Annotated in this window: 33 protein-coding genes and 2 pseudogenes; 34 read left to right on the top strand and 1 reads right to left on the bottom strand. The window is 36.8% G+C overall.

All coding sequences use genetic code 11. From position 1 onward, the window contains the following. The first annotated feature begins 5 nt into the window (after window positions 1–5). From thyA to WKH56_RS19535, 20 genes and pseudogenes are all read left to right on the top strand, one after another. A complete protein-coding gene (gene thyA, locus WKH56_RS19625; protein ID WP_342836237.1) occupies window positions 6–887 on the top strand; it encodes a thymidylate synthase in 882 nt (293 codons plus the stop codon). Next, window positions 887–1,399 carry a dihydrofolate reductase gene (locus tag WKH56_RS19620; protein ID WP_342836236.1) on the top strand — a complete coding sequence of 171 codons (513 nt, stop codon included), beginning with the start codon at window positions 887–889 and terminating at the stop codon, window positions 1,397–1,399. Before thyA ends, WKH56_RS19620 begins: the two co-directional genes overlap by 1 nt. Then, window positions 1,396–1,803, top strand: a complete 408-nt coding sequence (locus WKH56_RS19615) for a hypothetical protein (RefSeq protein ID WP_342836235.1) — start codon at window positions 1,396–1,398, stop codon at window positions 1,801–1,803. The genes WKH56_RS19620 and WKH56_RS19615 overlap by 4 nt, the downstream gene beginning before the upstream one ends. Before the next feature lies 1 nt (window position 1,804). Further along, complete coding sequence (locus WKH56_RS19610; protein WP_342836234.1) at window positions 1,805–2,125, top strand: hypothetical protein; 321 nt, start codon at window positions 1,805–1,807, stop codon at window positions 2,123–2,125. 93 nt (window positions 2,126–2,218) lie between these two features. Continuing rightward, on the top strand, window positions 2,219–2,557 hold the full coding sequence (locus tag WKH56_RS19605) for a hypothetical protein (RefSeq protein WP_342836233.1): 339 nt from the start codon (window positions 2,219–2,221) through the stop codon (window positions 2,555–2,557). A 172-nt stretch (window positions 2,558–2,729) separates the two neighbouring features. After that, window positions 2,730–3,344, top strand: a complete 615-nt coding sequence (locus WKH56_RS19600) for a lytic transglycosylase domain-containing protein (RefSeq protein ID WP_342836232.1) — start codon at window positions 2,730–2,732, stop codon at window positions 3,342–3,344. Between the two features lie 71 nt (window positions 3,345–3,415). Beyond that, a complete protein-coding gene (locus WKH56_RS19595) occupies window positions 3,416–3,811 on the top strand; it encodes a hypothetical protein (RefSeq protein WP_342836231.1) in 396 nt (131 codons plus the stop codon). Between the two features lie 65 nt (window positions 3,812–3,876). Next, a complete protein-coding gene (locus tag WKH56_RS19590; protein ID WP_342836230.1) occupies window positions 3,877–4,965 on the top strand; it encodes a GIY-YIG nuclease family protein in 1,089 nt (362 codons plus the stop codon). Between the two features lie 34 nt (window positions 4,966–4,999). After that, the gene (locus tag WKH56_RS19585; RefSeq protein WP_342836229.1) at window positions 5,000–5,224 is read left to right on the top strand and encodes a hypothetical protein; all 225 of its coding nucleotides are present in this window, start codon (window positions 5,000–5,002) and stop codon (window positions 5,222–5,224) included. A gap of 13 nt (window positions 5,225–5,237) precedes the next feature. Beyond that, window positions 5,238–5,339, top strand: coding sequence for an IDEAL domain-containing protein (locus WKH56_RS35155; RefSeq protein ID WP_481861968.1), 102 nt, complete (start codon window positions 5,238–5,240; stop codon window positions 5,337–5,339). A 20-nt stretch (window positions 5,340–5,359) separates the two neighbouring features. After that, the gene (locus WKH56_RS19580) at window positions 5,360–5,581 is read left to right on the top strand and encodes a hypothetical protein (RefSeq protein WP_342836228.1); all 222 of its coding nucleotides are present in this window, start codon (window positions 5,360–5,362) and stop codon (window positions 5,579–5,581) included. 27 nt (window positions 5,582–5,608) lie between these two features. Beyond that, complete coding sequence (locus WKH56_RS19575; RefSeq protein ID WP_342836227.1) at window positions 5,609–5,815, top strand: hypothetical protein; 207 nt, start codon at window positions 5,609–5,611, stop codon at window positions 5,813–5,815. Window positions 5,816–5,847: 32 nt separating this feature from the next. After that, the gene (locus tag WKH56_RS19570) at window positions 5,848–6,393 is read left to right on the top strand and encodes a Holliday junction resolvase RecU (RefSeq protein ID WP_342836226.1); all 546 of its coding nucleotides are present in this window, start codon (window positions 5,848–5,850) and stop codon (window positions 6,391–6,393) included. Further along, window positions 6,394–6,537 carry a hypothetical protein gene (locus tag WKH56_RS19565; protein ID WP_342836225.1) on the top strand — a complete coding sequence of 48 codons (144 nt, stop codon included), beginning with the start codon at window positions 6,394–6,396 and terminating at the stop codon, window positions 6,535–6,537. Window positions 6,538–6,648: 111 nt separating this feature from the next. Then, window positions 6,649–7,839: pseudogene (locus WKH56_RS19560) on the top strand (recombinase family protein); the annotation flags it as partial. Between the two features lie 585 nt (window positions 7,840–8,424). Then, window positions 8,425–8,754: pseudogene (gene ureC, locus WKH56_RS19555) on the top strand (urease subunit alpha); the annotation flags it as partial. A gap of 9 nt (window positions 8,755–8,763) precedes the next feature. After that, complete coding sequence (gene ureE / locus WKH56_RS19550; RefSeq protein ID WP_028412819.1) at window positions 8,764–9,210, top strand: urease accessory protein UreE; 447 nt, start codon at window positions 8,764–8,766, stop codon at window positions 9,208–9,210. Then, window positions 9,203–9,889, top strand: coding sequence for an urease accessory protein UreF (locus tag WKH56_RS19545; RefSeq protein ID WP_048019019.1), 687 nt, complete (start codon window positions 9,203–9,205; stop codon window positions 9,887–9,889). The genes ureE and WKH56_RS19545 overlap by 8 nt, the downstream gene beginning before the upstream one ends. Before the next feature lie 39 nt (window positions 9,890–9,928). Beyond that, the gene (gene ureG / locus WKH56_RS19540; protein WP_028412821.1) at window positions 9,929–10,543 is read left to right on the top strand and encodes an urease accessory protein UreG; all 615 of its coding nucleotides are present in this window, start codon (window positions 9,929–9,931) and stop codon (window positions 10,541–10,543) included. Further along, window positions 10,540–11,349, top strand: a complete 810-nt coding sequence (locus tag WKH56_RS19535; RefSeq protein ID WP_310883914.1) for an urease accessory protein UreD — start codon at window positions 10,540–10,542, stop codon at window positions 11,347–11,349. The genes ureG and WKH56_RS19535 overlap by 4 nt, the downstream gene beginning before the upstream one ends. Window positions 11,350–11,603: 254 nt before the next feature. On the opposite strand, the gene WKH56_RS19530 is transcribed toward WKH56_RS19535, so the two are convergent. Beyond that, entirely contained in the window at window positions 11,604–12,242 is a 639-nt protein-coding gene (locus tag WKH56_RS19530) for a HoxN/HupN/NixA family nickel/cobalt transporter (protein ID WP_028412823.1), read from the bottom strand. Between the two features lie 272 nt (window positions 12,243–12,514). Between WKH56_RS19530 and WKH56_RS19525 the strand changes: the two genes are divergently transcribed. The 14 genes from WKH56_RS19525 to WKH56_RS19460 all read left to right on the top strand — a co-directional run bounded on the left by WKH56_RS19525 (window position 12,515) and on the right by WKH56_RS19460 (window position 25,624). Next, window positions 12,515–12,976, top strand: a complete 462-nt coding sequence (locus tag WKH56_RS19525; protein ID WP_033579442.1) for a hypothetical protein — start codon at window positions 12,515–12,517, stop codon at window positions 12,974–12,976. A 232-nt stretch (window positions 12,977–13,208) separates the two neighbouring features. Beyond that, the gene (locus tag WKH56_RS19520; protein WP_033579441.1) at window positions 13,209–13,976 is read left to right on the top strand and encodes a carotenoid biosynthesis protein; all 768 of its coding nucleotides are present in this window, start codon (window positions 13,209–13,211) and stop codon (window positions 13,974–13,976) included. Continuing rightward, a complete protein-coding gene (locus tag WKH56_RS19515) occupies window positions 13,973–14,686 on the top strand; it encodes a lysophospholipid acyltransferase family protein (RefSeq protein ID WP_033579440.1) in 714 nt (237 codons plus the stop codon). Before WKH56_RS19520 ends, WKH56_RS19515 begins: the two co-directional genes overlap by 4 nt. Next, window positions 14,662–15,789 (top strand): glycosyltransferase family 2 protein, encoded by a 1,128-nt coding sequence (locus WKH56_RS19510; protein ID WP_342836222.1) that lies wholly within the window; start codon window positions 14,662–14,664, stop codon window positions 15,787–15,789. Before WKH56_RS19515 ends, WKH56_RS19510 begins: the two co-directional genes overlap by 25 nt. Further along, entirely contained in the window at window positions 15,786–17,246 is a 1,461-nt protein-coding gene (locus WKH56_RS19505) for a phytoene desaturase family protein (RefSeq protein WP_275211001.1), read from the top strand. The genes WKH56_RS19510 and WKH56_RS19505 overlap by 4 nt, the downstream gene beginning before the upstream one ends. Window positions 17,247–17,378: 132 nt before the next feature. Next, window positions 17,379–18,107, top strand: a complete 729-nt coding sequence (locus tag WKH56_RS19500) for a hypothetical protein (protein ID WP_048019025.1) — start codon at window positions 17,379–17,381, stop codon at window positions 18,105–18,107. A 157-nt stretch (window positions 18,108–18,264) separates the two neighbouring features. Next, on the top strand, window positions 18,265–19,008 hold the full coding sequence (locus WKH56_RS19495; RefSeq protein WP_048019026.1) for a sugar phosphate isomerase/epimerase family protein: 744 nt from the start codon (window positions 18,265–18,267) through the stop codon (window positions 19,006–19,008). Continuing rightward, window positions 19,005–19,964, top strand: coding sequence for a sugar kinase (locus WKH56_RS19490; protein WP_048019027.1), 960 nt, complete (start codon window positions 19,005–19,007; stop codon window positions 19,962–19,964). Before WKH56_RS19495 ends, WKH56_RS19490 begins: the two co-directional genes overlap by 4 nt. Before the next feature lie 2 nt (window positions 19,965–19,966). Continuing rightward, the gene (locus tag WKH56_RS19485; protein WP_013083743.1) at window positions 19,967–21,247 is read left to right on the top strand and encodes an MFS transporter; all 1,281 of its coding nucleotides are present in this window, start codon (window positions 19,967–19,969) and stop codon (window positions 21,245–21,247) included. A gap of 26 nt (window positions 21,248–21,273) precedes the next feature. After that, complete coding sequence (locus tag WKH56_RS19480) at window positions 21,274–21,918, top strand: bifunctional 4-hydroxy-2-oxoglutarate aldolase/2-dehydro-3-deoxy-phosphogluconate aldolase (RefSeq protein ID WP_014459503.1); 645 nt, start codon at window positions 21,274–21,276, stop codon at window positions 21,916–21,918. A gap of 101 nt (window positions 21,919–22,019) precedes the next feature. Next, window positions 22,020–23,030, top strand: coding sequence for a LacI family DNA-binding transcriptional regulator (locus tag WKH56_RS19475; protein ID WP_047750584.1), 1,011 nt, complete (start codon window positions 22,020–22,022; stop codon window positions 23,028–23,030). Between the two features lie 102 nt (window positions 23,031–23,132). Next, the gene (gene hxlA, locus WKH56_RS19470) at window positions 23,133–23,768 is read left to right on the top strand and encodes a 3-hexulose-6-phosphate synthase (protein ID WP_063247739.1); all 636 of its coding nucleotides are present in this window, start codon (window positions 23,133–23,135) and stop codon (window positions 23,766–23,768) included. After that, a complete protein-coding gene (hxlB, locus tag WKH56_RS19465; RefSeq protein ID WP_033579433.1) occupies window positions 23,768–24,316 on the top strand; it encodes a 6-phospho-3-hexuloisomerase in 549 nt (182 codons plus the stop codon). The genes hxlA and hxlB overlap by 1 nt, the downstream gene beginning before the upstream one ends. A 336-nt stretch (window positions 24,317–24,652) precedes the next feature. Further along, a complete protein-coding gene (locus WKH56_RS19460) occupies window positions 24,653–25,624 on the top strand; it encodes a DHH family phosphoesterase (protein ID WP_063247740.1) in 972 nt (323 codons plus the stop codon). Window positions 25,625–25,640: the final 16 nt, after the last annotated feature.

Below are 25,640 nucleotides of genomic sequence, written 5' to 3'. Positions count from 1 at the left end.
GTTAGATGAGTAAATTTGACATTCAGTATAATGCACTAGCAGAAGAAATCATTAATAACGGAGTATTAGATGACGATCAAATTGTCAGGACAAAATGGAAAGATGGAAGTCCAGCATACACGAAAGCTCTATTAAATAAACGCTTTGTGTTTGATGACTCAGAAGTACCTGTTTTAACTACTAAAAGGGTTGCATGGAAGACCGCAATCAAAGAAATTTTATGGATTTGGCAACTTAAGTCTAATGATGTAAATGACTTACGAAAGTTAAACGGCACAGATAAGACGGTGTGGAATGAATGGGAGAATAAAAAGACAAATACAATTGGTTTTGCATATGGCTATCAAATGGGTAAAAAGTGTAGAAAAGTTCAAGTTAAAGGTACTGAACACCTTGAAAACTTCTGTTATCATGATTTCGATCAAGTAGACTATCTCTTGTATCAATTAAAAAACAATCCATCATCAAGACGTTTAATTACATCACTGTGGAACATTGATGATTTAGACTATATGAATTTAGAACCTTGTGTATGGAATACTCATTGGCAAGTTCAAAAAGGGAAATTACATTTAACTGTAAACGCTCGTAGCAATGATTTCATGTTAGGGAACCCATTTAATATTCTACAGTACTACATACTAGGTAAGATGCTTGCCCAAGTATCGAATTTAGAATTTGGAACAATGACTTTCAACATGGACAATGTTCATGCATATGACCGTCACTTGGATGTACTGAAAGAACAAATTCAAAGAGAGACATATGAAGCACCTAAACTATGGATTAATCCAGAAATTAAAAATTTTTACGACTTTACAATTGATGATATTAAATTGATTGATTACAAGCATGGAGAATCATTGAATGTGGAGGTAGCTATCTAATGAGTATTTCACTCATAGTTGCAGCAGACGAAAGAGGGGCAATTGGAGTTAATAACCAGTTGCTCTGCAAACTAAAAGGAGACTTAAAATACTTCAAAGAGAAAACTAAGAATCATACGGTTGTAATGGGACGCAATACGTATGAGTCGATTGGCAAGCCATTGCCTAACAGAACTAATATCGTTTTAACATCAGATGTTCACTATGATCCTGATGAAGAAGTATATACCTACAATTCATTAAGCGAACTAATGAATGATTATAATGAATCTGAAAATGATGAAGAAGTATTCGTGATTGGTGGGAGTTCTCTTTATGAACTCTTCCTTCCCATCGCAGATACCGTCTATCTAACTCGTATTCATCACACGTTTGATAATGCTGACACATTCTTTCCTACGATGAACATGGATGAATGGAAAAGAGTTTCATATGAAGTTAGATATGAAGATGCAGACAATGATTATGATTACACATTCTATACTTATAAAAGAAAAGGGGAATCTAAATGAGTTTACTTAATCCACAACCATTTATGACAGTTTGGGAGGAGATGTCCAAGAGTCCTGTAGGAAGCATAGCCGATGCCGACAAACAGGGACATTGGGGAATTTATAAAGATGAAGAATTTTTAAAATGGTATGACACTGAAACAAACACAGTGTTACAAACTATTATGGTAGGTAATGAAATTCCAGTTAGTGATGTGCGATACACAATTAGACCATATCATTATACTTTCGTAGAAGCAATTGAACTACTAAAAGAGAAAGTAGAAGGACGAAAAGTTTATTATGTTGGCTCTAAAGGAGTGCGAACTGAGATTAATATAATCAGCACAATTAAAGGTTTGAAATTAGAAGGCTTGACATTTCTACAGTTAGTTGACGGTATATTCGTTAAGGAGGGAAATTAATATGGGACACCTAAATATTAAAACAACGTCTGATGCGACAAATCACTTATTACATAGAGTAAAAGAAGTTTGTGGAGAAGAGAAAGCCAAACAACTTGAACATGATATTAAGGAAACTATGCTTGGATCAAATGTAATTGCTACAAAAGGCTCAATTGAAAATATGAGAAGTGCGACAACTAGACGATTCGCTGCTGAAAAACGTGTAAAAGCACTAGAGTCTCAAAATTATGATTTAATTATTGAATTGGAACAGTTAGAATCTAAATTTAATGATTTGATGAGTTATATCGAGAAATCACATACTACATATAGTGAATAAATTATAAATATAACTACATATAGATATAAAAACTCTGTAAAAGATGTGTTTTACCGAAACTTATAAAAATAAATTAAAAAAGGATGGTTATCAATGGAAAGCAGAAAATCAAATTTATTCAAATGTTTCGAGGGTGCAGTATTAAGAATTACAGAAACTGTTAAAACAGATAACCCAGAGTTTGCATATGATTATTTAAATGCAGCGTTACTATTAACTAAGGAATTAGAACTAGGAGATAAGCTTGATGATTATCAAATCGAATTATTGGATAAGAAGCTTGATATTTTAGATAACGTAAAAGAAGAAGTATACGATAAAGTTTTAAAATTACCCATTAGAGATACCACGAGCAAGGAAGTTATTTTGCTAACTGGTTTAATTCCATTAATTAAAAAGTTACAAGATAAAATGAGTTTAATAAAAGAATGATCTAAAATAAAAATTAATAAATTATAAAAAACATATAGACTAATGAAAAACGGTGTGCTAAAGTAAGATTAAGGAAACGAAAGGAAGTGCTAACCATGTGAAATCATATGAAATGCTTCTAAGTAGTTAGAATACATAGTTAAACAATTATAAAATAAGGAGATAGAATAAGATGAAAACTAAATTAGAAATTACAGAAAATGAGAACGCTGTTGTTTTTTCAGGTGAAATTGGAAACATGCAATACAATTCTTTAACAGTTAACGGAGACGGTATTGTAAAATTTAAAGCAGATACAATTTTCATAAATGGAAATGAGGTTAAATTGTTTGATGATGAAGGAAGACAGAGATATGAGAGTATAGTGTTTAGATCAACTGTTGAAGATGAAGACTCTAAAAAGGAATACAGAGGTGAGTATAAAGACATAATCAATACAAATGCTAAAATATACAATGTTGATCCTTTTCTGATAGCAGCAATTATTAAAGTAGAATCCAACTTTGAACCTACAGCACGTTCAGTTGTATCTAAAGGATTAATGGGATTGGCTAGTTCTACAGTCAAATCCCAAGAGGTTGAAGACGCTTATAATCCAATTGACAATATCATCGGTGGAACTAAATATTTTTCAAAACTTCTTGATAAATATAAAGGTGATGTAAATAAAGCATTGATTGCGTATAATGCAGGAGATAAACATGTAGGAAGAGACACTTTACCAATTGAAATTACTAATTATGTAAGCAAAGTAAATGAATTTTACAGAACATGTAAATCTAACTAAATAATAAAAGTGCAGGATGGGGTTTAATTCTTGTCCTGCTAAAATAATAAGCTAATAGAGGAGAAGATAAAATGACTAAAAGTTTACCGATTAAAGGACTAGAAAAGGAATATATCGAACTAAAGAAAGCTGGACGCAAACACACATTTTACAATGAGGAACTAAACAATCTTATTGTTATTAATCCAGATGATAAAGGAGAAACAATCACAGATGTGGTTAATGCTACTGTAAACGGTTATGATCAATTAGTTGAGATGTTAAATACTAAGTCTAATTTAGTTATTGAATGGTATAAGGTTGTAGGAACTACAAGTGACTATGCTATTTATGAAGACTTTAATGCTGAAGAATTAAAAGAATTAACACCTGCTAAGATTATCAAACAGTTTGAAAGTCGTTTAATAGAACCATTATCTTATAAGTTTGCCAAAGTTAAAGATGGAAAAGTTTATAAGTTGAATTAATTATAATTGGAGAGTACTAGTACATATGCGTTGCAACGCCTCCTGACGAGGAGGAATCATAGTTAATGAGAGAATCAGGGATATATAAGATTGTTAATAATATTAATAAAAAAGTATACATAGGTCAGTCTATAGATTTGAAACGAAGACTTGGCGACCACAAAAGAGAATTAAGAAAAAACAATCATAGAAATAGGCATTTACAATTTTCTTTCAACAAATACGGAGAGAGTGTATTTTCATATGAAATAATCGAAAAATGCTCCACCGAAGAGTTGGACTCAAGAGAGAGCTATTGGATAGCCGAATATGATTCAATGAATAAAGACAAAGGGTTCAACCTTGAAAGTGGAGGAAACGAAGGTAAGACTTACACAGAAGAGAGGATCGCCTCTATAACTGGTGAAGGCAATCCGATGTATGGTAAAAAGCTTTCAAAGAAACAGATTGAATTTATGAGAGAGACAAACAAAGGTTCGAGTAATTTATTAACAGAGGAAAATGTAAAAGAAATAAAGCTTGCATTACTAGAAGATGTTAAAATGATTGATCTTGCAGCTAAATATGGGGTCGACTATACTACAATTGGTAAAATTAGTTCAGCTAAAAATTGGTACTGGGTTTTACCAGAGTTAAATTCAAAATTAAAAAACAGAGAGAGACTGAAAAGAGAAAATAGAAACGAAAGAATTATAGAGATGTTCACAGAAGGGAATTCCAAAGCGAATATAATGAGAGAGTTAGGAATTACGAGGCACATAGTTGATAAAGTTTTAAGAGATGTAAAAATGACATCTCAAAAAAATAAAAAACTAGACAAAACGACTATAAATAAAATTATTGAATTCAACCAAGCTGGAATTAACAATCCTGATATTGCCAAAAGATTAAGTTTAAATTTAAGCACAATTACAAAGTACCTTCACCGATACAGTCTATCTGGAAAACGATTGGGATCAAAGCATCAATCGTCTAAATTAACGGAAGACTTAGTTTTCAACATAAAGAAAATGCTATACATAGATAAAAAATCTCCAAGAGAAATTTCTGAACTAATAGGAATAGCAAGAACAACAATTTCGGATATAAAATTTGAACGCACATGGAAACACGTCATTTTGGAGGACATATGCCAAGAATCATCAGTTTCATAACATACATAACTAACAAATTAAAAGAGGTGATGAAATGTCTGAGTTTGGTGATTACGTTGAGATAGATATAAATGGGGATAGAGAATCACTAGTGTACGGAGAGCTAATTGGCACTTACCAAGGAGATGAGTGCAAAATGGCTAAAATCATAGTACATATAAAGAAAGAAAAAGAAGGAACAGAGTTTTTCGACAGGAAGCTTCCTTGTGACTACTACATAAAAGAAAATACAAAGTTAAGAACACTTAGAAAAAAATAATTGTGGGGAAAAAATTGAGCAATATTACAAAGAATCTCTACATAATAATTTTATAGATATGGCATTACAAACTAGAGATGAAGATTGGTTTATAGAATTAGCAAACAAATTATAAATAAAAGGAGATGATTTTCAGTGAAAACAGTAAAAAGAATTGCTAATGTAGGAGAAACAGTAAAAATAGTTAGTGATAAAGGTTGGCAACAATCAGGACTATGGAAGAATCCACATCCAATAGGAAGTGAATGGGTTGTGAAAAAAGTGTTAACTGACAACTGCGTTCCTGCTGGAATGGTATTTGTGGAAGGAAGTAAACATGGAATAAGCCCACTGTTATACGAAGTAATTGAAGATTAATAAATCTAAATAAAAGGAGAATTTTAAATGGATATCAACAAGAATGCTAAAGAACATTATCTTAATCAAATTGATGAGTACATGGATTTTGTTACATATCTTATTAAGAATGAAAAACTATCAGAGACAGCTCAAGCCTTTGCAAGAAACATTACAAATAAAGCATACGAATTAATGATCACGCCTGAAGAAGATTTACCTCAATACATAGAACAAACTGAAACTACACATTAAAAGTTAATAAATTAATAAAAAGAGGTGGTTAGTTGACTGTCAATAAAGGAAAAGAATTCGAACAAAGTCTTAAGGATTCAGCAACTGAACAAAAAGTATTTTTCTATAGAATAAAAGATGTTCCACAGATGATGCTTAAACAGGGGTCAAAAGTTTCACAAAACAACTACGATGCTTTCCTGTATCATAACAACTACCTATTCGCTATTGAGCTAAAGTCTACTAAAGCAAAGTCAATTAGTTTTAGCGAAAGTATGATTAAGAAGCATCAAATTGAATCTCTAAAAGAAGCTGCTAAGTATGAAGGTATAATCGCAGGTTTCATCTTTCAATACAGAGAGCCTGATAACAAAACTTACTTCGTACATATAGACGATTTCACTACATATAAAGATCACGCTGAAGGAAGAAATAACACGATTACATATAGCAACAAAGTAAATAAGAGCAGTATTCCAATTGGGATATGCGAAGAGATTGGTATCGAGTTAATTAATATCAAGAAGAAAGTAAAATTTAGATATTACATAAAAAGAATGTTGGATGAAGCAATTGTTAGATATGGAGAGGAGAGTTAAATGGGGAAGATTAATAGACTTAAATCTGCTAATATCATATGGGTTAAGCCTACTGAAGAAAAAAGACAAAGAATACTAGCTATCATTGAAAGTATGATGATGGAACAAATAAATCAAAGTTCGAAAAATGACGATAAAAAGTAGTAATAATTGGGGTGACTGTATTGTCATCTCTTTTATTTTTGTGTAGAATATAGTTTATCGAACAAGCCATAGAAAATAAAATATTACAAATTATGAGAGTGGGTATAAAATATGGATGATTTTCAAGGTTTATTTAATGATATGTCGAGTAGACCAAAACGAAAAGGTAATGTAATTAATAAAGCTGAAAAGAAGAAGGATAAATACGGAATCCTCGTTCGTGTATCTACAGATATGCAAGTAGAAGATGGAGATTCTATCCAAATGCAAAAAGAATTAGCTGGAGACATTGTTACTAAGAATGAAGGAGTAATTCATGATTGGTATATTGAAGAAGGTATTTCTGCATCTAAGAATAGAATTACCCAACGTCCAGAGTTACAGAGATTGTTAGATGATATTGAATCAGGAATAGTTACTAAATTAGTAGCTTATAAACGCGATAGGCTAACTCGTAACACAGGAGATTGGTTAGCAATACTTGAGATATGTGCTAAGAATCAATGTGACATTATTTTCTCTGCATCAGGTGAAGCACAATTATTCAATGATCCTGTATATGGAAAAGTATTTGAAACTATTCTAGGCTCAATATCTGAAATGGAATCAGCTAATACATCTATGCGTGTACGAGATACAATGAGTAGCTTGGCTAAAAGTGGAGAATGGACAGGTGGGACTTTGCCTTACGGATACACGAAGAACGAGCATGAACAGATTGAAATAGAAGAAGATAAGATTTCCATAGTAGATGAAATTGTAGATTTATACTTAAGTGGACTAGGACTTTATTCAATTGTTAAATGGTTGAATGGAGAGTTTGTTAAAACTTTAGGAAGACGAGAAGGTGGAGCTGTTAAAAAAGAAGCTGCACATAAAGCACGAGTTACGCATTGGACTAAAGCATCTGTTGAGTCAGTATTGTTTAATCCTTTCTACGCAGGAATCATTGAGTATTCAAAAGAAGGTCATAAGGCGTATCAGAAAGATGAAGATAAATTTGTTCGTGCTAAAGGGAAACATCCTGCCATGCGTACAGTTGAGAGGCAACGTGAAATTTATAAAATGAGAGAAAAGAAATCATTGCGTCCTGCTAGGTCATATAATACAACGTTTTTATTCTCAGATTTAATTGTATGCGGTTATTGTGGTGAAAAGTACCAAACACGAAACACAACTAAGAATGGTAATCAGTACAGTTATTATTGTTGTTCAAGTAGACATAATTCAAGTAAGACTGGCGTAGGTCATCACTGCTTAAATAAAAATTATAAGAAAAACATACTTGAAGATTTCCTTATAGATGAGATTAAAAAAGCATTGAGCCAGTTATCATTTGATGAGTTAATCGATAACTTAAACGAAAACATACATGAACAAAAAAATGGAGTCAAAAAATCTATTTTAGCAATAGAGGATGACATAGAAAAACTGAATCAAGATGAAGAAAAGATTCTACGATTACTAATGGATTTAGATTTAAGCAGTCCATTGTACGAAACATTTAAGGAAAAGTATGAAACGGAATATGCGAGGATTCTTTCTGAAGTAGCTGAGAAAAAGAAAGCTAAGTATGAAATGGAATCAAGCTTAACTGAAAAAGAAGACTATGATCTAACAGCTAAAAAAGCAATGGAAGTTATGAAGAATTTCGCTAAAAATATAGATGTTTCTTCTATGCAGAGAAAGCGCACATTGCTTGATGAAATTATAAATAAGATTACAATTCATGTCGATGGAACTTGTGACGTTGAGTTATTCACCACACTAAAAGACGATGAAACACCTCAAAATAACAATGGTGGCGCAAGTAATAATGGCGAAAATAATGATAATAGTGAAAACCTTGATAACAGCGGAAATCCAGTTATTATTAATGACTCGTTCGGAGACCCTAACGCTTCAATTCCAACCCCACAGCCGGTCTTATATCGTCCGATGTTTGCTTCTTATGGAAAAGCAAGAGCTAAAACCTCCGTTACGTTTGTGTCAAAAGCAGCGTATGAGAACAAAGTGGGCGAAAAACTAGGGTTACAAAAGCTGCTTAAACCAGTAAAAGATATTCGTCAGTTAAAAAAAACAGATATGAAGTTAAATGGAGAAATGCCTAAGATTGAAGTTGATTCCCAAACGTACGAAGTAAAAATAGATGGACAAATGATTACATGTGAAGCGGCAGAAGTTGTGCCTATGGCGCAGCGATACTTTTTATTTTGAGGTGAAAAAATGGTAATCGAAAAAATTATCGGAAATATAGCAACATTAGAAAAACGAGCTCCACATATAGAAAAGGTATATATCGAAAGTGATCACTTAGTAAAACGCGTTCAGCGCGTTGTAACAGATCACGGTAAGGAACTCGGAATTCGTCTGAAAGAAAACCGCGAGTTAGTTGATGGCGATGTACTATTTATGGATGAAAGCAATATGATTGTTGTGCAAGTTTTAGCAGACGATATTTTGACCATTCAGCCGATTGATATTCAGCAGATGGGAGAAATTGCTCATCAGCTTGGGAACCGCCATTTGCCGGCGCAGTTTGAAGGTGGAGACATGCTTGTACAGTACGATTATTTAGTCGAAGAATTGCTTCAGCAGCTCAACATTCCCTATAAGCGCGAAAAAAGAAAAGTAAAACAAGCTTTTAAGCATATCGGACATAGTCATGACTAATTCATTGCTTTCGCTGATTCAACTATGTGATTCAAATTTCCCATCGGGTGCATTTTCGCATTCGTTTGGTTTTGAAACGTATATTCAGCGAAATCAAATTTACGACACAGAAACCTTTCAAGAAGCGCTTCGTACATACCTTGATGTTCAGCTGACGTATACGGACGGCTTAGCATGCAGGCTGGCTTATGAGTATGCTGTTCGTGACCAGTTTAACGAAATTATGAGAATTGATCATGAACTATACGCTCTTGCTTTGTCAAAAGAAACAAGAGAAGGGACAAGACGGGTGGGCCAGCGCATGTTAAAGCTTTGCTTAGAGTTATTTCAAGGCTCTTATTTAGAAAAGTATATGAGTGAAGTAAAAGCAAAGAAGGCGTACGGACATCCTGCTGTTGTATTTGCATTAGCCAGCCTGCAGTTAAACATTACAAAAGAAGAGGCAATTTTAAGTCATTTGTACGCTAGCACCTCTTCATTAATTCAAAATGCTGTTCGCGGCATACCAATCGGCCAAACCGATGGGCAAAAAACGCTCGTTCTTTTTCAGCCGCTGCTGCAGCAAGCGCTTCAGCATATTTTGCAAGCAGATCAAGAGGAATTTGGTGCCGTGACACCAGGGTTAGAAATTGCTCAAATGCAGCATGAACAACTGCATGTTCGATTGTTCATGTCATAAAAAAGGAGGGAAGGCCTTCGAATGATGAAGGCATAAAAAATGGATGCAATTAAAATTGGAATTGGTGGACCTGTTGGTGCAGGAAAAACAATGTTAGTAGAACGATTAACGCGTGCGCTAGAAGGGCAGCTCAGTATGGCAGTCATTACAAACGATATTTACACAAAAGAAGATGCACAGTTTCTAGTAAAAAACAGTATTTTGCCAGAAAATCGTATAGTAGGAGTAGAAACAGGAGGATGTCCTCATACAGCTATTCGAGAAGATGCATCCATGAACTTTGCTGCAATTGATGAGTTAGTGGAACGTCACCCCGATGTTGAACTTATTTTTGTAGAAAGCGGAGGAGATAATTTAGCCGCAACGTTTAGCCCAGAGCTCGTTGATTTTTCAATTTATATCATCGATGTAGCACAAGGAGAAAAAATCCCGCGTAAAGGCGGTCAAGGAATGATTAAATCTGATTTATTCATTATCAACAAAACAGATTTAGCCCCATATGTAGGAGCCAGTTTAGAAGTAATGGAAAAAGATACAATCCAAGCGAGAGGGCACAAGCCTTTTGTTTTCACCAATTTAAAAGAAGATAAAGGGCTCAATCAAGTGATAGAATGGATCAAAAAAGAGGCCTTTTTAATCGGCCTTGAATCATGAGCTACACGGGTTATTTAGAGCTTCGTGCAGAAAGAAACAGTGAGCGAACGGTTATTAAAGATACTTATCATTACGGGGCTTTCAAAGTTGCCAGACCTATTTACATGAATCCTGAATCACCTTTTGTTTATATGCTTCACGTAGGCGGGGGATACGTGAGCGGAGACAAATACAAAACGATGATAACGGTCGAGAAAAATGCTCAGCTGACTGCTACTACTCAATCTGCGACAAAGGTGTACAAAACACCGAACGCAGCTGTTTTACAAGAAACGTGCATAACCCTTGAAGAACAATCCATCATGGAATATATACCAGACCCGCTTATTTTGTATGAAAATGCTGCATTTGTCCAAGAAATAACGGTTCATATGGCAGAAAACGCTGCTTTGTTTATGTGTGACAGCATCACCCCGGGGTGGTCGCCGGATGGGCAGCTGTTTCAATATACCTCTATGCGTTCCAAGCTGAAACTGTATGTAAACAAGCAGCTGAAGGTATACGATCACTTATACTTGAAACCAGAAAACCATCTGCGCGGCATGATGAAAATGGAAGGGTATACTCATTTTGGATCAATTATTATTGTTCATCCAAACGCCGACGACGCATTTATAGCGAAAGTACATCAGCTGTGCGAAGAGGCAGGCTGTAAAGCAGGAGCTTCCGCACTTTCGATTTCCGGATGTGCTATTCGAATACTAGCTGCTAGTACACAAGAAGTGGAAGAGATAATCGTCAAAGTATACGGATTGTTCCGGCAGGAGTTATTAAAAGCTGAAGTATCACTTTTGCGTAAGTATTAAAGTGCCTGTACAAAAGTATAGTAGTTAAAGAAAAATCCGAACGAGCTGAACTCTTGATAGAGAATCAAATTCGTTCGGATTTTTTATTGGTAGGGTGAACGTAGGTTTCCCGTATGTAGTTCGTTCTAGCCGTTGATTAGAGGACAAAGCGAAGTCTTGCACAGAAATCAACAGCTGTGGAACAAGTAGTCCAGATCATTTATCCTACTTATTCGTCTTTAGATTGAATTATTTTCATTATGTTTTATTCTCTGTTAGAACCACAGACTAAATAATCCGTCGCTTACACCTAAATTATACATATAATAGAGGCCAAATATAATGCTGACAGCACCTGTTACCTGCATCAAACAGCGGTTTAACGTCACTTGCTTTTTAGTTGTAACGAATGGAATTCCAATAACCGTCGTAAATAACAGCATGCCAAGACAAGTGCCGATTCCAAAAATGATAATGTACAGCGCACCTTGCCATACGTGAGTAACGGTGCCCATCGTTACTACAACCATCGCTGCGCTTCCGGCCAGTCCATGAACAAAGCCAATGCCTAATGACTTTAAGTAAGACGTTTTTTCGTGATGCGTATGCACTTGTTTTTTGTAAGACAGAAACGATGTAAAACCGAGATAAACGAGCATAATGCCCACTAAAAATTCAAGTGACATGCTCATACGTTCAGAAATACTGCTTTTTAACACTATTAAAATCATGCCAAAAATAAACAGCGTAAGCGTATGACCAATCCCCCAGTATACTCCTGCAAGCGAAGAGCGCCACAGCTTTTTACTTTTTGAAGCAATGGTTGATACAGCGATAATGTGATCTGGTTCTAGAGCATGCTTAATTCCTAAAAAAAATCCTAGTATTAAAATTGAAAAAAAACTTGTTTCCATGTCAGCTTTCTCATCCTTTCGTACGTATAAAACTAGTATATCGCACGCTTTTGTTTTAATAAACAGAAAATTCTAAACGAAAATGTCTGGTTGAATAGCTAAAACATTTATCAATTTACAATAAGTTACAAATATTAAAGGAGATGTAGTATAAAAATTTTACATTTACAAAAACTATAAGTAAATTATTGTGAGGTTGATAACTATGGACAAAATTTCTACTGATATCATGCTGTGGAGTTCTTTTATACGTCAAAATGTTGGGATAGAACGTGACTAGACTAGAAGCTCTTTTATGGAGCATTGCGTTGCCAGGCTTTGGACAATTACTAAACAAAAAACATATAAAAGGAATTTTGTTTATTGTACTTGAATTTCTCATTAATATGGGCGCAAATTTTAATGAAGGCATTCGCTTAAGCTTTTTGGGGGAAACAAAGCAATCCCTCGAGGTAATGAACATGCAGTGGTTAATGTTTTATCCATGTTTATATTTTTTTGCAATTTGGGATGCTGTTAAAGAAGCAGAAAACGGCGCATCGAGATTTACATTTATTCCTTTTGTCTCCTGTGCTTATTTTGTTACAGTAGGCATTATGTATTCCTCAGTGACAACCATCAACGGTGTTTTTATAGGCCCAATTTGGCTCCCTATGCTGTCTGTTGTACCGGGACTGGTTATTGGACTCATTGCCAAAAAGCTATTAGAAGTGTATATACATAAGAAAAAATAAACGTCATTTCAATCTATACATCCGTAGATTTTAATGGACGTTTATTTTATTTTTGTTTATAAATAAGTAATAAAGTCTCTTATTTAGGGAACGTACTAACAGTGGCTATTTTCACATAATCTTAAGAGAGTGTGTTCTACTCATAGAAAAGAGCACATTGAAAATGGAGAGAATGTGTACAAGCTTATATAATAGCAATTTGATAAAAAGAAGCTGGAGAGAAGGTGAATCGATGATCACAAATGGTATTTATCGTTTTTTTCTTATTTGGTACGTATGCGGAGTCGTTTTGCTTTCATTTGATTTGCTTCCTTCATGGTTAGAATGGGCAAATGCTGTTTTTTTACACTTGAGCAGTCTTCTTGCTCTTATTTATCTAGCTAAAGCCTATGGAGTAAGGCGGGCACTGGTCGTTGCCGTATTTGTGACAGGCGCATCTATTTATGTCGAAAGTCTAGGTGTTAAACATGGGTTTTTGTTTGGATCCTACGATTATGAAAAAGATTTTGGCGCTAAAATCTTAGGAGTTCCTCTGACCATTGGATCGGCTTGGTTTATGGTCGTAATCACAAGCAGAATATTAGCTCTCGGAATTATGAAGCGCATGGAGCTGCCGTTTATTGTCCATGGAATTGCCTATGCGGTCATTAGTTCGCTATTTGCTGTTATTATGGATTTAGCTATTGATCCCGTTGCCTATGTTGTTAAACAATATTGGGTGTGGGAAGGGGACAGCTTTTATTATAATATTCCTTTATCCAATTTCTCCGGCTGGTTTTTACTGTCTTTCTTCATTCAGCTGGTCGTATATTTCTTTTTAGCTAAGGTTCCTAAAGAAGAAGAGCCGGTATGGGAAAGAAGAATGGTGTTTTTGTATAGTGCAGTCGTCATGATGTTTGTAATTGTAGCATTAGTAAATGGCCTGTGGCTTGTGGTATGGCTGACGATGATTCCTTTTCTTATTCTTTATATTGTGTATAAAAAGGAGACTCGCTTATGATTTATCCGAAGAAAAACTCAATATTTGAGCGCTTTTTTCAACTGTTTGTCACATATCAGCTCAAAAAACAGTTTTATCGTATTCATTTACATATAGAAGAGCTCCCAAAAGATAAAAAAATGTTATTAATTGCTAATCATTCCAGCTGGTGGGACGGTTTAGTGACATTTTATTTAAATAACGCGGTATTAAAAACAGATCTATACGCTATGATGTCTGAACAAGGAATGAAGGATTTTCCTTTTTTTCAACGAATCGGGGCTTTTTCAGTAAATGCAGCGTCTCCGAAGCATACGGTGGAATCGTTAAGGTTTGCCAGTAGGCTGTTAGAAGATAAAAAAGCGGTGCTTGTTTTTCCTCAAGGAAAAGAAGAGCATCTTGAGAAAAGACCGTTAGCTTTTTCTGAAGGACCTGCTTTTCTTCTAAAAAAGCAATCTGACGTTGAAGTTATTCCCATTACATATTATTATACGTTTCGCCATGATCAGCGACCGGAGCTTTTTATCTGGGTAGGGCAAGCTGTTTTTTACGACTTAGCCAATGCAAGAGAAGATATAACCAAAACGCTAGCCGGTGCAGTCACTGCTCAGCTCGATCATCAAAAACAAAAAATCATTCAAGAAAACGATGAGGAATTTACGGTTTTATTAAAAGGACGAAAGACGCTTAGCGAGTGGTTAACGTGGTGGAAAGCGAAGGTGAAAGAATGATTTACTATATGCTTTTATTTATTTTGATGCTGCTTCTGACCATTGTAAATATTCAAGCAATGCCTAAATTAAATAGATACAAGTTGAATTCAAAAACACCTCAGCCTCTCATTTCTATTTTGATTCCAATGCGAAACGAAGAACGAAATGTAAAGCGAATCATTTCTTCTGTTAAAGGATTAACGTACAGCAATCTAGAATGTGTCATACTAGACGATCAGTCCACAGATGAAACACGAACACAGCTGTGGAAAGAAATTCACGGGGATTCAAGGTTTACCATCATAGAAGGAAAAGAGCTGAAAGAAGGGTGGATAGGAAAAGTTCATGCCTGTCACCAGCTGTCACAAGCTGCAAATGGAGACTATTTATTGTTTGTAGATGCCGATGTACAGCTCAAAGAACGCACGCTAGAACATACTTTAGCCACCGCACAAGCGACAAAAGCAGCTCTTTTAACAGGATTTCCTCGTTTTCCCGTAAAAACGTGGTTAGAAGCATTGGTTGTTCCGCTTCAGCATGTTGTTGTTTTTAGCTATTTACCGGTTGTGGTAGCGAACCGTAACAAGGTGAGCAAAGCTTCAGCAGCTCACGGTGCTTTTATGTTTATAAAAAAAGAAGCTTATGAGATCGCAGGAGGACATGAAGCTGTTAAAACTTCACTAGTAGAAGATGTGCATCTAGCTCAGCTTTTTAAGAAAAAGAAACAGCGCGTTATTTTAGCCAATATTACGTCTCACGTTAGCTGTTATATGTATGAAACAACTGAAGAAGTATGGAATGGGTTTGCTAAAAATATCTTTGTTGGTCTAGGTCGATCCGCTAAAGCAGTTTGGATACTGAGCGTTTTTTTTACCTGTTACTATGTGCTGCCGCTTCCTTTGTTTATAGCAGGAATATTCACAGGCAACATACTTTGGATTCTTCCTTTTTGCATTATGCTTTTTCAGCGGTTTTTAATTGACCGGTCGGCTCAGCAAAAAGGGCTTTTGTTTCTTACTATGCCGGCGTCGGCAATTGTGCTGATGCTGCTCATGAACCATTCTATGAAGCGTGAACGAAAAAAGCAGGGATATGAATGGAAAGGAAGGCATTATCAATGAAAAAAGTACTAATTGTCGGGGCAGGATTAGGCGGATTAGCTGCAGGAGTTCTTCTTCAAACAAAAGGGTTCGATGTCACAATCGTTGAAAAAAACGAGCACGTAGGCGGAAAAATGATGCCTGTGCAGCTAGGAGAATATTCTTTTGATTTTGGGCCTAATACCATTACAATGCCAGAAGTTTTTCAGTGGTTATTTGAGCAAGCGGGCGAACGTGCAGAAGACTATATGCCTCTTGTTAAACTAACGCATCATACAAATAATTTCTTCACCGACGGTTCACAATTTTCCATGTCTATCGAAGAACGAAAAATGATTGAGCAGCTTGAACGTCTTGACCCCTTTGCTGCTAAACAATACCCGGCCTATTTAAAAGAAGTAAAAAGAATATATGACATTGCAAAAAGTCAATTTTTCTACCGGACATTTTCGTCATGGAAAGATTACACAAACCCTTCTCTATTAAAAGCACTGCTGCAAGTAAGGCCGTTTGAAACAGTAGATACGTTTCATCAGCGCTTTTTTCGAAATGAAAACATTCGAAATGCATTTAATCGATACGCAACCTATATTGGATCTTCACCTTATACATCGCCCGCTACCTTTTCACTGATTGGACACTTAGAAATGAATGACGGGGTGTACTATGTAAAAGGAGGAAATACTAGAATTGCAAAAGGGCTGGGGCATGTGTTCCAAAAAGCCGGCGGAAAGCTGTACACAAACTGCAGCGTGACTGAAATAGTAGTAAAAAATAAGCGGGCTGTCGGAGTGGAAGTGAATGGAGAAGAAAAGATAGACGCGGATATCGTTATTGTAAACGGGGACTTGCTAAAAGCCTATCCGGCACTCGTAAAAGAGCAGGATAGACCTCATTTTAAAAACAAAAAAGCAGCTGAGTTTGAGCCTTCCATATCAGCCTATGTAATTATGGCAGCAGTTAAAAAGCGCTTTTCTCAGCTGATTCATCATCAAGTGTACTTTTCTCAGGGTTACAAGCAGGAATTCTATGAACTATTTCAGCAAAAAACGCTTCCAACCGACCCTACCATTTACGTTTGTAATTCTTCGTATACCGATAACACGGTAGCTCCGGGTGATAATTTATTTATTTTAGTGAATGCCCCTGCTGTAAAAGAAGAGAATCAAGAAAAAATGAAAGCTTACAGAGAGGTTGTCTATCGCAAGCTTTCTCAGTTTGGTTTAGATATTGAGCCCTCGCTTGTACATGAACGAATTGTTACTCCATGTGAAATTGAACAAACCTTTGGTGCATTTAAAGGCGCTTTGTATGGAGTGAGTTCAAATCGGAAAATGGATAGTTTTCTTCGTCCAAGCAACGTCTCAAAAGATGTTAAAAACTTATATTTTGTAGGAGGAACGACTCACCCAGGCGGGGGATCTCCTATGGTCACAATTAGCGGTATCAATGTAGCTACGCTTATTTCATCTTCCTAATTGATAAATCAGGATTGTCAAAAAGTTTAGTTTTTTGGTACTATAAGAAAGGACAGAGGCTGTTAACCACCTGTTCTCGCGGATGGAAAAAAATGTTACATAATGAAGTTGAAAAGGTGATTACATAACTATATGATTGTATTTACGTGTCTTATTATTATCATAAGCATTATTCGTCCGTACTTGGAGAGCGTGACTGTTAAGCGAATTGCTTCAGAAGGCAAAAAAATTCGCTACTACAAAGAACAGTTCTTTTTTTATGTGCTAATTTTACTATTTTATATTGCGGTGATGGTATACCATGCGGTTCCATTTTCTATGTTGGGGTTGCAGGGAGTATATCTAGATACGATTCACCGGACGGCTCCGTATCCAGCATGGATTGAATATTTGCTGCTTTTAATCTTTGCAGGCTTTATCATTCTTTCCATTATGCTTCAATGGATGAAAGATCATGGAGAAACGGTTTTTGTGGAACAGGAGATGCCTACGTCAATTGAGGCAACCGTTCCTAAAACGGAAAGAGAGCAAAAGTGGTGGCTTGCATACAGCGGTATTTCCAGCTTCGTAGAAAGCACCGTCTATTTTCCTAGCTTTTATTTATATAGTCACTATGTATTAGCCATTCAAAATACATGGGTGTTGGCTATTTTAATTGGTATTGGTTATTTCCTATCACAGCTAGCTTTTCAGCGTGACCGTTTGAGTGTCCAGACGCTGTTGGTTGGTATCGGGCTAGGCGCTTTATTTATCATGACAAAGTCAGTTGTAATCATGGTCTTGTACTATGGTTTTAGTTTCTTAATCTATGATATTTATCAACAAGATCGCAATTTAGTAAAAAGCACAGAAGATCACTAAGAAACAACACGGCATAACGCCGTGTTGTTTCTTTTTTTTATAATTTATAAAAAAAGCTTGAAAAGCGCTTTCAATAGTCTTATAATTTAGATAAATCGATTTACTAAACCGGTTTAGTAAGTGGTTAGCTAGTATAATAAGAAAGGTAGGTCGATTTATGAATCATATCATTATTCCTTTAAATGCATTTGAAACGACAAGCTCTCAGCACACCATGATTGGGAAAATATATGAACAGCAAGTACATGGAGTGGAAATTCGAAGAGAGTTAATGAAAAAAGTAGATCAAGAGATTGAGCTTATTGCCGAAGAATTAAAAAGATATCCGCTTTTTACAGTATATTCGGCTCCAATCGAACTGTGGAAAGAAAGTGGAGAGTTAAACAAACAAGAATTAAAATCTATTCTTGAAGAAGCCGTATCACTTGGCGCTCAGTGGGTAAAAGTTTCTCTTGGTTTTTATCAGCCACAATCACCTATAGGGGAATTGCAGGAGCTATTGCAGGCATTTCCAGCTTTACATCTATTTGTGGAAAACGATCAAACCAGTTATGGAGGCAACATAGCATCTTTGCACGCATTTTTTGATAACGCTTACGAAATTCCTGTTTCCATGACGTTTGATATTGGTAACTGGCTTTATGTACAGGAACGACCCCAGGAAGCAATCAAAAAGCTAAGGTCATTTGTAGGCTATATTCATATTAAACACGTAATAAAGAATAGCGGAAAGCTAGTAACAACCTCTATATCAAACGATTCAAATGAAATGTGGAAAGATATTTTGAAAGGGTTTTCTCATTCGATTTTTAAAGCTTTAGAGTTTCCAATCGATGAATCGGAACAAATCCCCCGCTTCATTTCATTGGTGCAAGCAGCAGAACAGGAGGAAGTGCAATGAATTCATTAGACGTTATTACCTTCGGAGAAGCAATGGCGATGTTCATGGCAGAACAACCAGGACCGCTGTATGAGATTAAGCATTATACAAAAGAGCTAGCCGGAGCAGAAACAAATGTAGCAATTGGTCTCGCTCGTCTCGGTCTGCGCGCAGGGTGGGTGAGCAAAGTCGGCAATGATCCTTTCGGTACGTTTATTATGAAACGGCTACAAGAGGAGTCGGTCAACACCGATTGTGTACTAGTAGATAGCGAACATTCAACAGGCTTTCAAATTAAATCAAAAGTGGAAGTGGGAGATCCGGAAGTTTGTTACTTCCGAAAAAATTCGGCAGCCAGTCACTTGCACCCACGCGATTTTAATCGAAACTATTTTTTAGCGGCAAAACACATGCATATGACAGGAATACCGCTTGCTGTGTCAGCAAGCATGCGTGAATTTGCTCTACACGCGCTTACCTCGATGAAAGCAGCTGGCAAAACGGTTTCCTTTGACCCGAACCTGCGACCGACTCTTTGGACATCGAAGGAAGAAATGATTTTTACAATCAACGAAGCTGCTAAACAAGCAAACTACGTTCTGCCAGGCATTGAAGAAGGGAAAATTTTAACCGGATACGAAAACCCAGAAGACATCGCTTCTTACTATTTAGATGCAGGCGTAGAGCTTGTCGTTATTAAACTAGGTGAACAAGGAGCCTTTTTTAAGACGGCTAAAGAGCAAGGAATGGTTGAAGGAATAAAAGTCAAACAAATAGTGGATACAGTCGGTGCAGGAGACGGCTTTGCAGTAGGGCTGTTAAGCGGACTTCTTCAACATGATTCTCTTACTCAATCTGTCATGAGAGCAAATGCTATTGGGTCATTAGCTGTACAAAGCCCTGGAGATAACGACGGATATCCAACTGAACAGCAGTTGCAAAAATATATGGAATCCCAAAAACAAGGAGTGAAGTGATAATGAAACAGCAGCTAGCAAAAAAAAGATGGCTTCGGTTAATTCCTATCGTATTTATTACGTATAGCCTTGCATATTTAGACCGTGCAAACTACGGGTTTGGAGCAGCAGCAGGGCTGGCAGAAGATCTTCATATTACGCCAGGTATTTCGTCTTTATTAGGATCGCTCTTTTTCTTAGGTTATTTCTTTTTCCAAATTCCTGGCGCTCACTATGCTGAAAATAAAAGCGCCAAAAAGCTGATTTTTTGGTCTCTGATTTTATGGGGAGCACTTGCTACAGCTACAGGTATGGTAAGCCACGTCGGATTTTTGTTTGTTATTCGATTTGCTTTAGGAGTAGTGGAAAGTGCCGTTATGCCTGCTATGCTCGTTTTTTTAAGCCACTGGTTTACAAAAGCAGAACGTTCTAGAGCCAACACGTTCTTAATTTTAGGAAACCCGGCAACCGTCCTTTGGATGTCAATTGTTTCTGGATATTTGCTAGAATCATTTGGCTGGAGATGGATGTTTATTTTAGAAGGTTTTCCAGCTGTTATTTGGGCGTTTTTATGGTGGAAACTAGTAAACGATGAGCCAAAAGATGCAGGCTGGCTGTCGAAAAAAGAAAAAGCAGACTTACACGATGCGCTGCAAAAAGAACAAGAAGGAATTAAACCTGTTAAAGGCTATAAAGAAGCTTTCAAAAATCGTACTGTCATTTTATTAAGCATTCAATATGCTTTATGGAGTATTGGCGTCTACGGATTTGTTATGTGGCTGCCGTCTATTATTAAAGCAGCGCCTAACATGAGTATAGTGAAGACAGGGTGGTTAGCGTCCGTTCCTTACGTATTAGCAGTCGTATTAATGTTAACGGTTTCATATCTGTCAGATAAGTTTTTAAAACGAAGCGCATTTGTATGGCCGTTCTTACTAGTAGGAGCTCTTGCCTTTTACGGATCTTATTTAGTTGGCACAAGCAACTTCTGGCTTTCTTTTACTTTACTCGTTATCGCCGGAGGAACGATGTATGCTCCGTACGGACCGTTCTTTGCGATTATTCCTGAAATTTTACCGCGTAATGTTGCCGGAGGAGCGATGGCTTTAATTAATAGCATGGGGGCACTTGGTTCATTTGCCGGTTCTTATATTGTAGGATTTTTAAATGGATCAACAGGAGGGTTTGGCGCTTCCTATATCTTTATGGCTGGATCATTATTCCTTGCGGCAGTTTTAACCATTGTCGCAACGAAAAAGCCAAGAGAAGTTCAGAGTGTGAAGCCAGTTGAAACAACGGCTTAATGTAACGATAGAAAAGGAGAATTGAGATGCATATTGAGAAAATTACAAGTAGCGGTATTGTAGCGGTCATTCGAGGAGCAAGCGCTGAGCGAATTATTCCGCTTGCCTACGCGTTAAAAGAAGGTGGAGTAACAAATCTAGAAATCACAATGGAAAACCCTGCTGCCGTAGAGGTTATTAAAGAATTGAAAAATGAATTTGACGATTCGATGTTTATTGGAGCAGGAACTGTTCTAGACGAAGAAACAGCACGAATTGCCATTATGGCAGGAGCGTCATTTATTTTTTCCCCTACGGTGAACGAACGAACAATTAAAACGGCTAAAAGATACGGAGTCATTAGCGTTCCGGGTGCTTTTACACCTACTGAAATTTTAACAGCCTATGAATGCGGCGCAGATATGATTAAAGTCTTCCCGGCAAGCGTAGTAGGCCCCGCTTATTTTAAAAATATAGCAGGACCGCTTCCTCATATTCCGTTAATGCCAACAGGCGGCGTTACGGCTGAGAATGCGGGAGCTTATATTAAAGCCGGAGCAGCTGCTATTGGAGCAGGAAGCACATTAGTGGATGGAAAGCAGCTTCCAACTCCTGAATACTTACTTCAAGTAACAAGGGAAGCGAAACGTTTTACTCATGAAATTCAAGAAGCTAGGCTTGCGTACGCTTAATAAATAAAGCCTTCTGCTAGCAAGAAGGCTTTTCCTTTTTCGTTTTTTTCGTTTACACTAGGAGTAGCATAATTTTAGGGATTGAATGAAAAGGACGGATCATGATGCAAAAAGTTACTATGCTGGACGTTGCAAAAGCAGCAAATGTCTCCAAAAGCACCGTATCACAATACATTAACAAGCGATACGAATATATGGGCGAAGAAACGCGAAAGAAAATTAAAGAAGCGATTGATACACTGGGCTATCAGCCCAACTATCTAGCACGGAGCTTAAAACAAAAGCGAACGTCGATGATTGGGATTATTGTTGCCAATATTATGCACAGATTTTCTACGGAAGTCATTCGTGCCATTGAAGACTATTGCCATTCGCAAGATATACATGCCATCATTTGCAACGCAGATGATGACCCTGATAAAGAAAAGAAATATATTAATATGTTAAAAGCAAAGCAAGTAGATGGCCTTATTTTATTTCCAACGGGTGCCAATACTTCTCTTTATGAGCAGATGATCAAAGAAGAATATCCGGTTGTTATTATGGATCGTAAAATTCATGATGTAAAAGGAAAAATTCCATCCGTAGTGGCGAACAACCAAGAAGCCACAAAACAGGCTATTTTGCATCTGCTCGAGCTTGGACATAAGCATATAGCGATCATTACAGAACCCTTAACTATTACACCCCGGATTGAACGTGTAGAAGGGTACAAAGAAGCGTTAACATCAGCCAATATGCCTGTAAATGAATCCATGATTATTAACTGCAAAAAAGCGGACATGCAAAAAGCGCTGGAGAAGCTATTTGCAGCCGATAATCCGCCGACAGCGCTGCTGGCTGGAAACGATTTAGTGTTCATTGAAGTGCAGAAATTTATTAAACAACACGGATTTAATATCCCCAATGATTTATCTTTAATTGTTTATGATAATATTCCTTACGCAGATGTAGCAACGCCTGCCGTTACCACGATTTCGCAGCCTGCTTTTGACATGGGAACAAAAGCAGCAGATTTACTTATTAAACAAATTTTGAAAGAAAAGATAGCTTATGAAGAGTACCAGTATGAATGTGAATTAATTATTCGAGAAACAACGTTGTCGTATTAAGCTAAAAAGAGCGCCTATGGCGTGCTCTTTTTAGCTCATCAAAATATTCGTTTTTTTTACGTTGTTACTAAACCGGTTTAGTAGAAAGTGAGGAGAAGAAAGATGAAGATACAATTAGCATTAGATCGCGTCACAATTGAAGAAGCTATTATCCTTGCCAAGCTGGCAGAACCCTATGTTGATTGGATTGAAGTAGGTACATCTCTTATAAAAGAGTATGGAATTGAAAGCATTTATAAAATCAAACAGGCATTTCCGCACAAGATGATTGTAGCAGATATCAAAACGATTGATAACGCAGAGTATGAATTTACCATGTGCTATCAGGCAGGAGCAGATATAGCAACAGTAATGGGCGTATCACCTTTACCCACGATAGAGACGTGTGCAAATGTCAGCGAAAAATGGAATAAAAAAATGATGGTTGATTTATTAAACACGTCAAGCAGCTCGCAAAAGCAAGTAAGTATTTATAGAAGCGCTATTTTCTGCCATCATATCAGCAAAGATGAGCAAGAAAAAGAAGGAAAATCGCTGAGTCAAATAAATTTGCGGCAGTATTTTCATTCAGATGCGCAAATAGCAGTAGCAGGAGGAATTAATCCAGCCTCAGCAGCGTCATTACTTCAAATGAAGGCGGACGTTGCGATTATTGGATCAGCGATTACAAAAAGTGCGGATGTGGCAAAGGCATCTGCTGAATTTCAAGACTTATTTATGAGCAGGGGGAACGTATAATGACAAAAACACAAACGATTTTACATGAAATTACGACCGTAATGAATCACATAAAAGAGCCTCAAATAGAAGAAGTAGCGTTTTCACTTTACCAAGCAAAACGAATTTTTGTTATAGGCGAAGGTCGCTCCGGGTTAATGGGCAAATCATTTGCGATGAGACTGATGCATTTAGGTGCAACAGTATACGTTGTAGGAGAGACCATTACTCCTTCGATTGCAGCGGGTGACGTATTGGTGGCTGTATCTGGTTCAGGAAAAACACAGCAAGTGGTGAGCGTAGCTAAAAAAGCCAAAGAAGTAGGATGTTCAGTTATCGGCATTTCAGCTAGTACAGAATCACCATTAACTGCTCATACTGATGAGCTGCTGCACATTCCCGCTGCAACCAAATACCGAAGCGAAAATGAAGCCGCTTCTATTCAGCCGCTTGGTTCATTGTTTGATCAATGTGCTCATGTTGTGTTTGATACGATTTGCTTAGAATACGGGAATTTGAACCAAACGGATCATGAACAGGCGTTTAAGCAGCACAGCAATTTAGAGTAAGTGGAAATAGGCTGAAACAAAAGTAGGTTGGTTAAAAGAAAATCCGAACGATGAGTCGAGATTCTTGATGGAGAATCACATTCGTTCGGATTTTTTTATTGGTATTGGTGAGCGTAGGTTTCATGTGTGTAGTTGCTTCTAGCTGTTGATTGGATCGATGTAGTTATGTCTCACTCTCTTTTGATACAGGTAAGTCTAAACGTTTACTTCACTTTTGTTTATTGCGAAGATATTCCTTCTCTTCAAAGTAAATAACAGCATTTTTATGTTGAAATTGCTATAATATACAAGCCGGTACATATACTAAGGCGACTGAAAATAAAGGAGTTTTGATTGATGACAAAAATAAAATTAATTTCACATAACGATTTAGACGGGGTAAGTCCAGCACTGTTGGGTCGGTTAGCGTTTGGCGACGACAACTTTGATTACAGCACGGTAAGCATTGGCCGCATCAATGACACAGTGACGCATTTTATTGAAGAAGAAAACGATGGAGACACAGCTTTATACATAACGGATATTAGCGTAAACGATGAAGTAGCGGAAAAATTAAATGAACTGGTAAAAAAAGGCCAGAAAATCACTCTTATTGACCATCATATCTCTGCTCTTCCACTAGCTGAGAAATACGATTGGGTTCATGTTATTGCAGAAGACGAAAACGGTAAAAAGACAGCAGCTACATCTCTTTTCTACGACTACTTAGTGCGCAACAACATACTTCAAAAAACGGAGTTGCTTGATGAATATGTAGAACTTGTGCGCTTATTTGATACGTGGGACTGGTTTCATGAAAATAATGTGAAAGCAAAGCGCCTCAATCACCTATATTATCTAATCCCGCATGAAGAATTTAAAGAGACCATTCTAGAAACGCTTCGTGAATCGTACCATACTGAAAATCAAGAATTTACGTTTACGGACAAACACGAAATTTTACTAGAAGCAGAAGAAAAAAAGATTGAAAAATATATTTACGACAAGCAAAAACAAATCATAAAAGAAAGTGTTGAAATTGCTAAAACAGCGTACAACGTAGGCATTGTATTTGCAGATACATATCAGTCTGAGTTAGGAAATGCACTGTGTCTAGAAAACGAAGATATCGACTTTTCCGTTATGGTGGACATGGGACGGCAAAAGATTGGGTTCCGTGCAGTAAAAGACGAAATCAACTTAGCAGAAATTGTTGGGCACCTTGGAGGAGGAGGTCACCCAAAAGCTTCTGGATGCAAGTTAACGGCTGAAACGTTTGCTCTTTTCGTCACGGATCACTTGTTTAAAGACGAAGAAAAAAGTGAATAAAGCGTATAAGGAGGAG

This window comes from Priestia sp. SB1, from assembly GCF_038898415.1.
Note: the sequence above shows the minus strand (reverse complement) of the source record. Positions and strands in the feature narration are given on the sequence as shown.